7 protein-coding genes and 1 rRNA gene are annotated in these 15,661 nt (G+C 38.4%); all 8 read left to right on the top strand.

The annotated features are described in order from the left end of the window. Positions 1–340: 340 nt before the first annotated feature. The 8 genes from JOE44_RS13920 (at position 341) to JOE44_RS13885 (ending at position 15,519) form a co-directional block, all read left to right on the top strand. Positions 341–604, top strand: a complete 264-nt coding sequence (locus JOE44_RS13920; protein WP_105684657.1) for a hypothetical protein — start codon at positions 341–343, stop codon at positions 602–604. 85 nt (positions 605–689) lie between these two features. Further along, positions 690–1,541 (top strand): BadF/BadG/BcrA/BcrD ATPase family protein, encoded by an 852-nt coding sequence (locus JOE44_RS13915; RefSeq protein ID WP_209786034.1) that lies wholly within the window; start codon positions 690–692, stop codon positions 1,539–1,541. 16 nt (positions 1,542–1,557) lie between these two features. Further along, complete coding sequence (locus JOE44_RS13910; protein ID WP_209786033.1) at positions 1,558–3,843, top strand: NADP-dependent malic enzyme; 2,286 nt, start codon at positions 1,558–1,560, stop codon at positions 3,841–3,843. A 227-nt stretch (positions 3,844–4,070) separates the two neighbouring features. Continuing rightward, entirely contained in the window at positions 4,071–4,655 is a 585-nt protein-coding gene (gene ruvA, locus JOE44_RS13905; RefSeq protein WP_209786032.1) for a Holliday junction branch migration protein RuvA, read from the top strand. Between the two features lie 57 nt (positions 4,656–4,712). Beyond that, complete coding sequence (sprA, locus tag JOE44_RS13900) at positions 4,713–11,744, top strand: cell surface protein SprA (protein WP_209786031.1); 7,032 nt, start codon at positions 4,713–4,715, stop codon at positions 11,742–11,744. Between the two features lie 107 nt (positions 11,745–11,851). Then, positions 11,852–12,229 (top strand): glycine cleavage system protein GcvH, encoded by a 378-nt coding sequence (gcvH, locus tag JOE44_RS13895; protein WP_209786030.1) that lies wholly within the window; start codon positions 11,852–11,854, stop codon positions 12,227–12,229. A 25-nt stretch (positions 12,230–12,254) separates the two neighbouring features. Next, positions 12,255–12,581 (top strand): VanZ family protein, encoded by a 327-nt coding sequence (locus JOE44_RS13890; protein WP_348635074.1) that lies wholly within the window; start codon positions 12,255–12,257, stop codon positions 12,579–12,581. Positions 12,582–14,002: 1,421 nt separating this feature from the next. After that, positions 14,003–15,519, top strand: a 16S ribosomal RNA gene (locus JOE44_RS13885). The last annotated feature ends 142 nt before the right edge of the window (positions 15,520–15,661 follow it).

The following is a 15,661-nucleotide window of genomic DNA, read 5'->3' as shown; positions in this document are numbered from 1 at the left end:
TTTGTCCATACCGGATAGTGTACTGAAGTGATCTATATCCCAGCAGATAAACACCTTAGTGAATTCCTCTTCATAATAATGGTTTTAAAATACCAATAATTACATAGCTTCACAATATGGATATGCAAATTTATAACTATATGTTAAACACTGAAAAAAGTTGTTAAAATATTTTTTTTAATAAAAATTATTTCTAATTTTAATATTCAGAATGATGTAATAATGACCTGATAATAAATTCATTTTCAACTCCTTGTGTTGATGGTTTTTTCTATCTTGTAGTGCACGATTAAGCGCATATACTCCAATATTTTATGACCCAATTATTAATAATATTTGTATGAAAAGTCAAAACAAATACAGAAAATTCCAGCTTCAACAGAAAAATATTGAGGCTCTTGAGAAAGAAAATTCCCGCTTCAAAAGAGTGTATTCTGAATATGAAAATATGTCAAATGAATTGTGGAATCTTGAAAACTCCAACGGAGAACCAGTGCCTGATGATTTTATCAATGCAATGGTATTACAGACTTCCTATCTGGAAGATGAAATAGAAGACTGGCTCTTACAATTCAACGAAAAAAAAACACAAATCAAACATTAATGATTTTAGACAGCTTCCAGGTTGTTTTTAAACGCTAATTGAAGATAAATTCCTAATTTAGCACCCTTAAATTAAAATCTAAAATATGGTTGCTATTGTAGATAGTGGTTCTACTAAATCGGATTGGGTAATACTTGATGACTTTAAGAAGGTTTTTCTGAAAACAGAAACAATCGGTTTCAATCCGAATTTTATCAACAGAGAACTTATCGCTCCTGAGGTGCAGAAAAATAGCAATCTGATGTCCCTTAAAAATTCAATTACCAAGGTCTATTTTTATGGTTCCGGATGTGGTGTGAAAAAAAACTGCGAAACCATAGAGGAAGAGTTGAAGAAGGTTTTTGTAAAAGCAGAATTTATTGTGAAGGAAGATCTGATGGCTGCAGCCTATGCAGCATACAGCGGAAAACCTGCTATCGTGTGCATTCTTGGCACAGGATCAAATTCTTGTTATTTCGACGGGGAAAACGTAAAGATAGAATTACCTTCATTAGGATTTATTATTGGAGATGAAGGAAGTGGCAGTGCTATAGGAAAACAATTGCTGCGCAGATATTTCATGAAAAAACTGCCTTCAGACCTTCGGGCCGAATTTGAAGCCAACTATCTGCTTACCGTAGAGGATGCATTGCAAAATATGTATCATACGACAAGACCAAATGCTTATTTGGCAGACTTTACCAAATTTGTGATCGAAAGAAAAGATCATCCTTATTTCAGGGATATGGTTTTTGAAGAAATGAAAAACTTCTTTGAATACCAGGTAATCCCCTATGAAGAAGCTAAAGACGTTGAAATCAATTTTATCGGATCTATCGCTTATTATTATGAAAATATACTACGTTCTGTAGCTACAGAACTTAATTTAAATGTGGGACATGTTGTGCAGAAACCAATAGAAAGCTTAGTAGATTACCACATTAAATATATACTTTAACAAAAAACCAAATTTTATGTCAAGTAACAACAATCGTGACGAAAAGAACTTTAGCCAGGCAGCGCTAGATTATCATAAAGCAGAACCCAAAGGAAAAATTGAAGTAATCCCATCAAAGCCACACTCTTCTCAAAGAGACTTGTCATTGGCTTATTCTCCGGGAGTAGCTGTTCCTTGTATGGAAATTCATGATAAACCGGAAACTGTGTATGATTATACAGGAAAAGGAAACCTGGTAGCAGTAATTTCTAACGGTACTGCCGTACTTGGACTGGGAGATATCGGTGCTGAAGCTTCAAAGCCGGTAATGGAGGGGAAAGGACTTTTATTCAAGATCTTTGCAGATATCAACGTTTTTGATATTGAGATCGATGAAAAAGATCCGGATAAATTTATTGAAATCGTAAAAGGTATCGCTCCTACTTTCGGAGGGATTAACCTGGAAGATATTAAAGCTCCTGAAGCTTTTTATATAGAACAAAGACTGAAAGAGGAGTTAAATATTCCTTTGATGCATGATGACCAGCACGGAACTGCAATTATCTCTGCAGCTGCATTGATCAACTCTTTGCAGATTGCGAATAAAGATATTGATAAAGTGAAAATGGTGGTGAATGGTGCAGGAGCTGCAGCTATTGCATGTACCAAGCTTTATATTTCATTGGGACTGAAAAAAGAAAACGTCCTGATGTGTGACAGTAAAGGGGTAATCAATCATAAGAGAGAGAACCTTACTCCGGAAAAATTAGATTTCATTGCTCAGACGGATATCGAAACATTAGAAGATGCTGTAAAAGGATCTGATGTTTTTGTGGGATTATCAAAAGGAAACGTAATGACTCCTGAAATGTTGTTGAGCATGAGTGAAAATCCTATTGTATTCGCTTTAGCTAACCCTGATCCGGAAATTGCTTATGACCTTGCCCTTGATACTCGTAAAGATGTAATCATGGCAACGGGAAGAAGTGATTATCCTAACCAGGTAAACAATGTACTGGGATTCCCTTACATTTTCCGTGGAGCATTAGATGTACAGGCTACAGGAATTAATGAAGACATGAAACTGGCTGCTGTACATGCCATTGCCGATCTTGCAAAAGAACCGGTGCCGGAAGCTGTAATTTTAGCATACAACGTTCAGAACTTACAGTTCGGAAGAGAATATTTCATTCCAAAACCTTTTGATAACAGACTGATCACAAAAGTATCAAGTGCTGTAGCAAAAGCGGCTATTGAAAGTGGTGTTGCAAGAAAAACCATTACGGATTTTGAAGAATATGAGCACCAGCTTTTAGACAGAATGGGAAGAGATGAGAGATTGGTAAGAATGATGCAGAGCCGTGCAAAATCCAATCCGAAAAGAATTACCCTTGGAAATGCTGAAGAATACAATGTATTGAAAGCTGCCCAGATTCTTTATGAAGAAGGAATTGCTTATCCAAGTCTTTTAGGAGATAAAAAATACATCAAGGAGCAGATGGAGCGTTACGGAATTACCCTGGATGTTCCGATCATTGATCCAAGTGATGACGATCAGAAAGAAAACAGAAAAAAATACAGAGAAACCCTTTGGAAACTTCGTCAGAGAAAAGGAATGAACGAATACAAAGCAAAGAGATATGTACGTCAGAGAGATTATTTCGGACCTTTGATGCTTAGACATGGAGATACTGATGGTCTTATCGTAGGATTCTCTAAGAATTATACTTCAGTTTTACGTCCTGTTTTGGAAGTTATTGAAAAAGATAAAGGAGTAGATAAAGTAGCGGCCATGATGATGATCCTGTCTGAAAAGAAACCTATTTTCTTCGCAGATACTTCCATCAACCAGAATCCTACTTCTGAAGATCTTGTGAACATTGCTAAAATGGCAGAATTTACAGTGAAATCTTTTGCCATCGAACCAAGGATTGCCATGCTTGGATTTGAAAACTTTGCTGCCATCTCTGAAACTTCTAAAAAAGTAGCAAAAGCAGTAAGTATTCTTCATGAGAAATTCCCTAAAATGGTTGTAGATGGTGAAATTCAACCGGATTTTGCCATGAATGCAGATCACCTGAGTGATTACCCATTCTCAAAATTAGGTACTACACCAGCGAACACCTTCATCTTCCCTAACCTTGAAAGTGCTAATCTTTCTTACAAAATTATAAGAGGGATGAAAGTAGCACAGGTTATCGGGCCCATCTTAATGGGGTTAAAGCAGCCGGTACACGTACTTCAGATGCGTTCAAGCGTAGATGAGATTGTAAACCTTGCTACCATTGCTGTTCTTGATGCGCAAAGAAGAGAGAAAAAATAATACAGAATGGATGGTATTACCGAAAATAAGTAATCCATCTCTCTTATTTAAAAAATGACACTTTAAACCGTGTTCAGATAGTAAAAAGACTCCATATTTTGGAGTCTTTTGTTTTTATGTTAATTCCTTGAATTCTTATTTGAAATTTAAGTTAAAAATCATTCGTACATCAAATGAAAACATTAATTAGTTTAAATTGCTATATTTGGGAGTTTTAAAAATTAATAATGATATTTTCTTTACAAGGCACTGTTCAAGAACTTACGCCTACCTACGCTGTCATTAATGTACAAGGAGTTGGTTACTATGTGGGAATCAGTTTGATGACCTCACAAACGCTGGTTTTGAATCAGCAGACCTTTTTATTTATCCAGCAGATCATCCGTGAAGATGCCCATCTTCTCTTTGGATTTAACACACGTTCAGAAAAAGAAATGTTCAATCTGTTAATAAGCGTTAATGGAGTAGGAGCTGTTTCAGCACTTATTCTGTTGTCAACATTAAGCCTTGATGAGATTGCTTCTGCCATACTTTCCGGAAACAGTGCATTGATCCAAAAAGCAAAAGGAATCGGTGCAAAAACTGCTGAAAGAATTATCGTGGATCTTAAAGATAAAGTACAGAAATACAGTGATCCGAATGCGAACATTTCTGTAATGGCGGATAATAAAATTAAGGAAGAATCGTTATCTGCATTAGAAGTTTTAGGCATTCCTAAACGAACGAGCGAGAAGATTGCGGATAAAATTATAAAACAAAATCCAAGCATCTCGGTAGAAGAATTGGTTAAACAAATCTTAAAAAACATTTAACATTTGGTGGCGAATATTAAGCATCTTAACATATTTTTGTTCCTGTCGTTCCTGTGTATGTCTGTCAGTGCTTTTGCACAGGCACAGAAAGATACAGCGATCATAAGAAAACAATATGAAGTGGCAGACCCTACGAGGTACGAAGCCTATTACGACATAAAAACCGGGATGTACTATGTGTATCCCAAAATCGGAAATACCATTACAGGTCCTCCTACAGCCATGTCTCCGGAAGAGTATAAAGAATATATGCTTGCCAGCCAGACAAAAGCTTATTACAAGGAGAAATCTGATAAATATAACCTTCTTTTCAGAAAAGACAGATCCGATGCGAGAAAACAGGGGCTAATCCCTTCATTGTTAATTAATAACAGGCTTTTTGAAACAATTTTCGGAGGTAACAAAATTGAAATCATTCCTTCAGGGTATGCATCCCTTGATTTTGCAGGACTTTACCAGAAAATAGATAACCCGATGATCCTGCCGCAAAACAGGACCAGTTTTACCTTTGATATCGATCAGCGAATTCAGCTTGGTTTATTGGGTAAAGTAGGGGAAAACCTTCAGTTAAAGGCCAATTATGATACCCAGAGTGGTTTTGCTTTTGAAAACAGAATGAATCTTGTTTGGCAGGCAAAAGGAAGCTGGAAAGATCTTCAAAGTAAAGGTCTTGGAAATGTAGATAAACCCAACGAAGGAGGAGAAGATAAAATCATCAAAAGAGTTGAGTTTGGTAACGTAAATATGCCGCTTTCAACCAGCCTTATCCGTGGTTCACAATCATTGTTTGGGGTGAAAACAGAGTTTCAGTTAGGAAAAACATTTGGAACGGTTGTCCTTTCCCAGCAACAGGGAGAGGCTCGTAATATTGTAGTTCAGGGTGGTGGTGTGATGAACAACTTTAAAGTCAATGCGATTGACTATGAAGAAAACCAGCACTTCTTTTTAGGGCACTATTTCCTGAACAAGTATGATGATGCCTTACTTAATTACCCACAGATCAACTCCACAATCAATATTACCAGAATGGAAGTCTGGGTACTAGATCAGGGGAACAGTAATCTCGCTTATCAAAAAAGTATTATCGGCATCAGAGACCTTGGAGAAGGACCTGGAGGAGTTACTCTGCCGGATAACTCGCTGAACGGATTGTATGATGAGGTATCAGCAGTAGCCGGAACAAGAGAAGCAGGGAAAAATTACAATGCTCTTTTTCAAGGGCATGTCTTCCCGGGAACACCTACTCCCTATAGTAACGGAGAAGAATTTCTTCTTGCTACAAAAGCGAGGAAACTGAATGCTAATGAATTTACCTACCAACCTCAGCTAGGATATATTTCATTAAATCAAAAGCTTAATGACCAGCAGCTTTTAGCCGTTTCCTACTCATATACGGTTAACGGAAGCAATAAAGTATACAAAGTAGGAGAGTTCTCTGAAGAAAGCCCGGTGTTGATCACCAAAGTATTGAGAGTAAACAATAAAGTGAACACTCAATCTCCGATGTGGGATCTGATGATGAAGAATGTTTATTCTATGGATGCAGGACAGGTATCTCCAGATGGTTTTATTCTTAATGTTTATTACAGAGATCCAAAAACAGGAGGTAAAGTAAACTATCTTCCAGACACTCCTGTAAAAGATCAGAACTTATTGAAGTTATTCAACTGGGACCGTCTTAATATGAACGGCGATATCCAGAACAATAAAGACGGAAGTAAAGGAGACGGTATTTTCGACTTTGTCAATGGGATTACCATCAGACCGGAAACAGGAAGAGTGATTTTTACCAAAGTACAGCCTTTCGGTAAATTTCTGGAAGCAAAATTAGGTACAAGTGATCCTCAATATGTATTTCAGGATCTTTATACCAAACAAAAACAACAAGCGTCCGCCAGTAACCTTTCACAGAGGTATACAATGGAAGGCCGTTATAAAGGTGTTCAGGGGCAGGGTATATCTTTAGGTGCAGTAAACGTTCCTCAGGGATCAGTAAAAGTGGCTGCAAATGGAGTACAGCTTACAGAAGGTGTAGACTATACCGTAGATTATATGCTTGGTACGGTTACAATCATTAATGAAAATGTAAAACAGTCCGGACAGGCCATCAATATTTCACTTGAAAACCAATTGACATTTAATACCCAAAGAAAAAGATTCTTAGGATTAAATTTAGAAAGAAGATTTAGTGAAAACTTTATCTTAGGAGGAACGGTGATCAATTACTCTGAGTCTCCACTAACCCAGAAAGTAAATTTCGGACAGGAAGCGGTAAACAATACCATGGCAGGAATCAACTTGATGTACAACAATCAGGCTCCTTACCTTACAAGATTGACCAACAAACTTCCAATGGTGAAAACCGAAGCTCCATCCAACTTAAACTTCAAGATGGAAGCTGCGTATTTGTTACCTGGATTGAATAAAGGCACAAACAACCAGTCTTACATTGATGATTTTGAACAAACAACTTCCAAAATATCATTAAAAGAACCGGCAGCATGGAGCCTTGCTTCAAAACCGGAAAAAAATACACTGCCGCCATTTAATACAGTACCAGGAGATGACGATATAACAAGTGGATATGGAAGAGGATTATTAACATGGTATAATATCGACCCTAGGTTCTGGGGCGTTGGAGGAAAAGCTCCGGCAGGAGTTACCCCACAGTCTGTATCCAACCATGCTTCCAGAAGAGTACAATATTCGGAGATTTATAATAACAGAGATTTCGTAGCAGGAGAACAAACCTTTACGAATACTTTCGATATTTCATATTTCCCTAAAGAAAAAGGACCATACAACGTAAACCCGTTAACAGAACAGGCACAAAGCAGATGGGCGGGGATCATGAGGTCGATCAGTGTTCCCAACTTTGTTACTTCAAACATTGAATATGTGGAATTCTGGATGATGGACCCTTATGCAGATGGTAAAACACTGGGTACTGATCCAAAACTATTACTTCACTTAGGAAACGTTTCTGAAGATGTATTGAAGGATGGGAAAATGCAGTATGAAAATGGATTGCCAACTCCTGGTACACCATCTTCTACAACGAATTCAAACTGGGGAATACAGCCAAAACAACCACCAATTTTATATGCCTTCTCTACAGAAGGAGAGGACAGAAAAGTGCAGGATGCAGGATATGACGGTCTTACTTCTGATCAGGAAGCTATGAGATTCGGAAATACTTTTGTAAACCCGGTAACCAATATTGCTGACCCTGCAGTGGATGACTTTGTATTCTATCTTTCTGATAAATTTACAGGAAGCCAGGCAGCTTCTGTTGTAGAACGATACAAATATTTCAGAAATCCTGAAGGAAACTCAGAAGCCAACTCTCTGAATGTGGCTTCACAAACTCCGGATGCTGAAGATATCAATAAAGACTACAACCTTGATCAGACTGAAAACTATAATCAGTATGTGATCAAACTTGATAAGCAAAGTTTAGCGCTGGGAGGGAACAATATTGTAGATGTAAAAACAGTAAAAGCAACATTCCAGAACGGACAGTCTTCAGATGTTAAATGGTACCTGTTTAGAATTCCTGTAGCAAATTATGATAAAGCTGAAGGAACACACGAAGATGAAGTATTAAATAACGTAAGATTTGCAAGATTGATGCTTGCAGGATTTGATCAGACCTCTACTCTGAGATTCGGAACAATGGATCTTGTAAGATCAGACTGGAGAAAGTATACAGGTAAAATTGCAAGTTTAAATGTTACTAATCCAGAAGAAGGAACAGGAACTGTGACAGATCCTAATTTTGAAATAGGAAGTGTAAATATTGAAGAAAATGCATTGAATCAGCCTCCATATGTATTGCCTCCGGGAATTGACAGACAGGTATTGAGTGGAAATGCAGGAGCACAGAGACAGAATGAAGCTTCACTTTACATGAAAGTGAAAGATCTTAAAACTGAGGCAAGAGGAGTATTCAAAAATACAACGTTGGATATGAGAAGATACAAAAAGCTGAAGCTGTTTGTACACGCTCATGATCCATTGAACAGAGTAATTGGACTGGATGAGAATACCAAATTCTTTATCCGTTTCGGAAGCGATGCTACTGATAACTATTATGAGTATGAATCATCTTTAAGAATGACTCCTACAACAGCAACAGCTCCTATGGAGATCTGGCCAATAGAAAATGAAGTTGATTTTGATGTTCAGAACTTTGTAGATGCTAAAATCAGAAGAGACAAATCTGGTGTTGCTATTACGAATAGAACAGTTGATACAGGATATCAGGAACCGTATAAAAATATTTATATCAAAGGTAGACCGAGTTTAGGAAATGTTACCACCATTATGATTGGGGTAAGAAATGCAGATCCAAGAACAAACTCTACTATATCAAGAGTTCTTTGGGTAAACGAAATCCGTCTTTCTGAAATTGAAAATGATGGAGGGTATGCAGGAAATGCCAGCTTAAACTTCAATATGGGAGACCTGGCAACAGTGAATGCCAATGCCTCATATACCTCAGTTGGTTTCGGGAATATTGATTCAAAACCTGCGGAAAGAACCCAGTCTACTCAATCGGCATTTAGTATTAACACTGCCATTAATGTAGATAAATTCCTTCCTGAAAAAACCGGAGTAAAGATTCCTTTAAATTATTCTTACTCGCAGACTATTGAAGATCCAAAGTACAATCCTCTGGATACCGATGTAGAATTCAGTAAGGCACCCAACAAGGAGCAGTTGAAAAAAGTAGCGAGAACATATACTCAGCAGAGAAGTATCGGAGTTGTCAACATGCATAAAGAAAGAGTAAATCCAAATAAAAAGTCTAAGTTTTATGATATTGAAAACGTTTCAGTAACGGCTGTTTATAACGATGATTATTTCAGAGATATTTATACCAAGAGAAATTACAGACAGTATCTGAGAGGATATATTGATTATAACTACACGTTTAAACCGTGGGTATTGAAGCCTTTCAACAAGATGATCAGTGATACGGCAAAGTCTACAAAATATCTGAGATGGGTAAAGGAATTCAATATTAACCCAATTCCTACAAGAATATCTTTCAGAACTGAAATCGACAGAAATTATAATGAGCTTGAGTTCAGAAATGTAGAAGCTATCCTGAATGGTGACATGAACAATAATTTTGATGCTATCAGAAACAGAAACTTCTTCTTTGGATGGCAGTATGGATTAGGATTCAATTTCACAAAATCATTAAAACTGGAAATCAACTCTGCCACCAGAACGCTGAATGATAATCTGGATGTAAATTCGATGGATAGTAAGTCAATCTTCGGAAATGTATTCAGAGCCGGAAGACCGGTATTGTATAACCACAGAGCACAGTTAAACTATAAATTACCATTCCAGTATCTGCCTTATCTGGACTTTATTGATGCGGAAGTAGGATATGGATTTACCTATAACTGGGCGGCAAGATCTACGTCATTGCTTGGATTTGTAGATCCTGAGACTAATAGGCCTTCAAGCTTAGGATCAATAGGACAGAATACCAATGTGATTCAGGCAACAGCCTCTGCTGATCTTCCGAAGTTCTTTGGCCAGTTTAACTATTTCAAAAATATTAATGCCAAACTTCAGAAACGCAGACAGGAAATGGACTCTCTGAATAATGTGTATGCAAAGCAATGGGAGAAAAACAGATACAGATATAAGAAATATAAATTTAAGAATAAGCTTACTCCACTTCAAAGTGCAGCATTCTTACTGACTTCTTTCAAACAGTTAAACGTAAGTTATAACGAAACGAATGGAACAGTACTTCCGGGACTAATATCAGCTCCAAACTGGTATGGATCTGGACAGACACTGGGTGGACCAACTCTTGGATTCCTTTTAGGATCACAGGCTGACATCAGAAGAACAGTAATGGAAAACGGATGGGTGAGTGATTCTAAATATATGACAGATCCTTATGTAAGAATGTCGACCAAAGAATTGAGAGCAGACCTACAAGTGATGCCGATGAATGATTTAAGAGTTGACCTTAATGTGTTGCATACTTTTAACAGTAACTTCTCACATACAGGATTTAACTATATCAATGGTGGGGTTTCTGATCCTGACTTTACATTTGCCAGCGAATTGACTACCTATTCCAATACGACAATGCTTCTTAGTACATCATTTAAAGATGGGCAGGCAGTTTACCAGGCGATCAGAGAAAATGCGAGAGCTCTTTCTCAACAACTGGGAGATCCGGGAGCAGTATTGGATAACAACGGATTTGCTAAGCATTACAGCATTGGAAATGCCTATGTATTGATTCCTGCCTTTAGAGCAGCGATGGAAGGAAAATCAGTGACGCCTATGGGCAATCCTAAAAAATCAGGATTCCCGTTACCAAACTGGAGAATTACCTATTCCGGATTGAAAAATATCCCGATGATCAGCGGGCAGTTCACGAAGTTTGATATCTTACATGCCTATACCGCCACCTATACGGCAACAGGTATTCAGAGTAACGTAGATTATCACGGTAACCCGAACGGATATTATCAGACAGTAGATAATGCAGGTAATGTGGTCAAAGATGGAGGTGATAAAATTAACCCGTATACATTCGCCCAGGTGGGATATGTAGAATCTTTCTCACCGCTTATTGGAGTAGATGTTACCATGAGAAACAATATGCAGTTCGGAATACAGTACAACAGAACCAGAATGATGGTATTGGGGTTAGTTAACCAGACGCTTACCGAAGATGCCAATACAGAATATGTAGTAAGACTTGGGTATATTATCAGAAACTTCAGATTAGGAACAGCCAATATCAGAGGAAGAGGAACAAGAGGAAAAGGAAGTGACCTTAACATCAGAGGAGATATTTCATTAAGAGACAGTAAAACATCCATTATGAATATTCTGTTAAATGATGCACAGGTTACAGGAGGACAGAGATTGATGAATATCAAACTTTCCGCAGACTATAACGTTTCCGAAAACCTGAACCTGAGAGTATTCTACGAACAGATGACCTCAAAGTATAAGATCTCTACAGCATTCCCACTGTCTACAGTGAGAGCAGGTATTTCTGCCACATTTACATTCGGAGATTCCGGAGGTGGATTCTAAAAATAATACAAACATAAAAGTCCTTCAGGTTTGAAGGACTTTTTTTATATCCAATATTTGAAGCTACTATATTTTTGAATACATTTGTACAAAATAAAAATTAAAAAATGAACACACCATCAGAATTAAAGTACACGAAAGATCACGAATGGATCAAGATCGAAGGTAACATTGCTACAATTGGTATTACAGACTTCGCTCAGGGAGAACTTGGAGATATCGTTTACGTTGACGTAGATACTGTAGATGATGATCTTAATGGAGGAGATGTTTTCGGAAGTGTAGAAGCAGTAAAAACGGTTTCAGATCTATTCTTACCTATCGCTGGAAAGGTTATTGAGTTCAATTCAGAATTAGAAGCTCAGCCTGAACTGTTAAATACAGATCCTTATGGGGACGGATGGATCATCAAATTGGAAATTGCTGATGGGGCAGATCAGTCAGAGTTACTTTCTGCAGATGATTACAAAGCTATCATTGGATAAGATTTCAAAAATATTTAGTAAGATATTGCCCATTTATTGGGCATTTCTTACTTATATGCTTCTCAAACCCGGAGAAGAAAACCATGAATATTGGTTTATGTTCAGCGGTATAGACAAAGTATTACATCTCAGTATATTTGCTGCCTTGGGGTTCTCTTTTATTGCTGCATTCCCAAAAATAAAATTCTCATACTTTTTTCAGATCATTCTTATCTATGCATTCCTTACAGAAATCCTGCAGGAAGAAATGGGATTAGGGAGATCTATGGAAACATTGGATATCGTAGCAGATACTATTGGATGTCTGCTAGGATACTTTACCTATAAGTTATTAGTCAAACGTTTTTTCTGATTATTCCTTTGGAAGAGCTAATCGATTCATATTCCTATCCTTAACACAAAATTGATATTCTAACTCTCCAACCCTCAAACTCTGCAACTTATTCAGGAGCTATTTCCTGCTATCCATTCATACTCCTCACGCCAGCGGCTCTCTAGCGCTCCAACCCAGCAACTCTCCAACGCATGCTGTGGGGTAACCATTTCTATCAGGGCTAGGGGAGAAGAGTGTTAATTATAAATTATAAATGATGAATGATAAATGATGAATTCAGTGTTTGGGTCTTGAGTTACGTGTTTCGAGTTTCGCCTTCTGTTTTTTAATATTTGAGTTTTTGTTTATTACTATCCCTATTATATATCATCATCAGTATTTATATTCCATAAGAACAAGCTTTATCCCGTTTTCATTACACACTTTTTTTGTATATCTATATTATATCCATCATCCTCTGTGCAAATCTGTGCCCTCTGTGAAAAATCACAATGTACCCCACGCTTTATTCATTCCCGCAACGATAATATTCAATATTAGCGTTGCTTGATCCCGTTTTCATTACACACTTTTTTTGTATACTATATTATCCAGTATCCTCTGTGCAAATCTGTGCCACCTGTGGGAAAAAATCACAATGCATCCCAACCAGTACCCATTCCCACTACAATCATATTCAATAGAAACGGGCTTTAGCCCGTTTTATCAAAAATATTCCTTTCCTATGGCTTTAGCCAAAACTTACTCTTTACCTATATATAGTATATAAAAGACATCATACCTTCCATTACCCATTACCCATTACCCATTACCCATTACCCATTACTCATTACTCATTACTCATGATTCCCCCTTTCACGCTCAAACCCTCAAACTCTCCCACCCTTAAACCCTCCCACTCGTAATCCCAAACATTTGTTTAAAATTTTTCTCACTTTGTATCAGTGGCTTATGTTCAAATATTACGAGGATATAACATTTATGTTAAATAAAGTTGTTTTGCGTTGCAATAAGTTGTTATCTTTGCCCCACTGAAAAACGAGAGTAGTTCAGTAGCGCAGAAGAGCTTTTAGCTAAGCAGAAACAATATGATACTTCAAAAAGAGACAAACAAAAAACTTTAATTTTTTTATTAAAAAGAGTTGCGGGTTTAAAAAGAGTTTGTATCTTTGCAGTCCCAATTACAGGGAGCGCAGGAGTAGGATGATTGAGGGTTTGGGAGAGATTAAGGTTACTTAAAAAACTTTAAAATTTTCTTCAAAAACATTTGGTCATTAAGAAATAAATTTTTACTTTTGCACTCGCAAATACGGAGCGACACTGACAGAGAGATTGCTTCGTTACAAAGCGAAAGATATAAAGATCATTGACATACAATATAACAACCAAGTAAGGAAAAACTAAAGCGTTAAAAAACTTTGAGTGAGTCAGACAAACATACAATGGAGAGTTTGATCCTGGCTCAGGATGAACGCTAGCGGGAGGCCTAACACATGCAAGCCGAGCGGTAGAGATCTTTCGGGATCTTGAGAGCGGCGTACGGGTGCGGAACACGTGTGCAACCTGCCTTTATCTGGGGGATAGCCTTTCGAAAGGAAGATTAATACCCCATAATATTTTGAATGGCATCATTTGAAATTGAAAACTCCGGTGGATAGAGATGGGCACGCGCAAGATTAGATAGTTGGTGAGGTAACGGCTCACCAAGTCTGCGATCTTTAGGGGGCCTGAGAGGGTGATCCCCCACACTGGTACTGAGACACGGACCAGACTCCTACGGGAGGCAGCAGTGAGGAATATTGGACAATGGGTGAGAGCCTGATCCAGCCATCCCGCGTGAAGGACGACGGCCCTATGGGTTGTAAACTTCTTTTGTATAGGGATAAACCTTTCCACGTGTGGGAAGCTGAAGGTACTATACGAATAAGCACCGGCTAACTCCGTGCCAGCAGCCGCGGTAATACGGAGGGTGCAAGCGTTATCCGGATTTATTGGGTTTAAAGGGTCCGTAGGCGGATCTGTAAGTCAGTGGTGAAATCTCACAGCTTAACTGTGAAACTGCCATTGATACTGCAGGTCTTGAGTGTTATTGAAGTAGCTGGAATAAGTAGTGTAGCGGTGAAATGCATAGATATTACTTAGAACACCAATTGCGAAGGCAGGTTACTAAGCAACAACTGACGCTGATGGACGAAAGCGTGGGGAGCGAACAGGATTAGATACCCTGGTAGTCCACGCCGTAAACGATGCTAACTCGTTTTTGGGCTTTTGGGCTCAGAGACTAAGCGAAAGTGATAAGTTAGCCACCTGGGGAGTACGTTCGCAAGAATGAAACTCAAAGGAATTGACGGGGGCCCGCACAAGCGGTGGATTATGTGGTTTAATTCGATGATACGCGAGGAACCTTACCAAGGCTTAAATGGGAAATGACAGGTTTAGAAATAGACTTTTCTTCGGACATTTTTCAAGGTGCTGCATGGTTGTCGTCAGCTCGTGCCGTGAGGTGTTAGGTTAAGTCCTGCAACGAGCGCAACCCCTGTCACTAGTTGCCATCATTAAGTTGGGGACTCTAGTGAGACTGCCTACGCAAGTAGAGAGGAAGGTGGGGATGACGTCAAATCATCACGGCCCTTACGCCTTGGGCCACACACGTAATACAATGGCCAGTACAGAGGGCAGCTACACAGCGATGTGATGCAAATCTCGAAAGCTGGTCTCAGTTCGGATTGGAGTCTGCAACTCGACTCTATGAAGCTGGAATCGCTAGTAATCGCGCATCAGCCATGGCGCGGTGAATACGTTCCCGGGCCTTGTACACACCGCCCGTCAAGCCATGGAAGTCTGGGGTACCTGAAGTCGGTGACCGTAACAGGAGCTGCCTAGGGTAAAACAGGTAACTAGGGCTAAGTCGTAACAAGGTAGCCGTACCGGAAGGTGCGGCTGGAACATCTCATTTTAGAGCGTCTTTAGACGATAAACAAAATTAGTATCGTAAGATACAGTACTTACTTAAAGTTCAAGCTTTAGTTTTTTGTTTGGTTGCTATATAAAAATACAAAACCCACTAGAAATTAGTAAAGGGATAGAGAGATTTTAGA

Origin of the sequence: Chryseobacterium sp. PvR013, from assembly GCF_017833095.1 — a bacterium.
GTDB classification, from domain to species: domain Bacteria; phylum Bacteroidota; class Bacteroidia; order Flavobacteriales; family Weeksellaceae; genus Chryseobacterium; species Chryseobacterium culicis_A.
This window is presented reverse-complemented; position numbering and strand designations above follow the sequence as displayed.

Excerpts from the sequence above, each read along its gene's own strand:
- gcvH (WP_209786030.1), top strand. The coding sequence starts at position 11,852 with ATGAACACACCATCAGAATTAAAGTACACGAAAGATCACGAATGGATC.
- sprA (WP_209786031.1), top strand. The coding sequence starts at position 4,713 with ATGTCTGTCAGTGCTTTTGCACAGGCACAGAAAGATACAGCGATCATA.
- JOE44_RS13910 (WP_209786033.1), top strand. The coding sequence starts at position 1,558 with ATGTCAAGTAACAACAATCGTGACGAAAAGAACTTTAGCCAGGCAGCG.
- JOE44_RS13915 (WP_209786034.1), top strand. The coding sequence starts at position 690 with ATGGTTGCTATTGTAGATAGTGGTTCTACTAAATCGGATTGGGTAATA.
- JOE44_RS13920 (WP_105684657.1), top strand. The coding sequence starts at position 341 with ATGAAAAGTCAAAACAAATACAGAAAATTCCAGCTTCAACAGAAAAAT.
- ruvA (WP_209786032.1), top strand. The coding sequence starts at position 4,071 with ATGATATTTTCTTTACAAGGCACTGTTCAAGAACTTACGCCTACCTAC.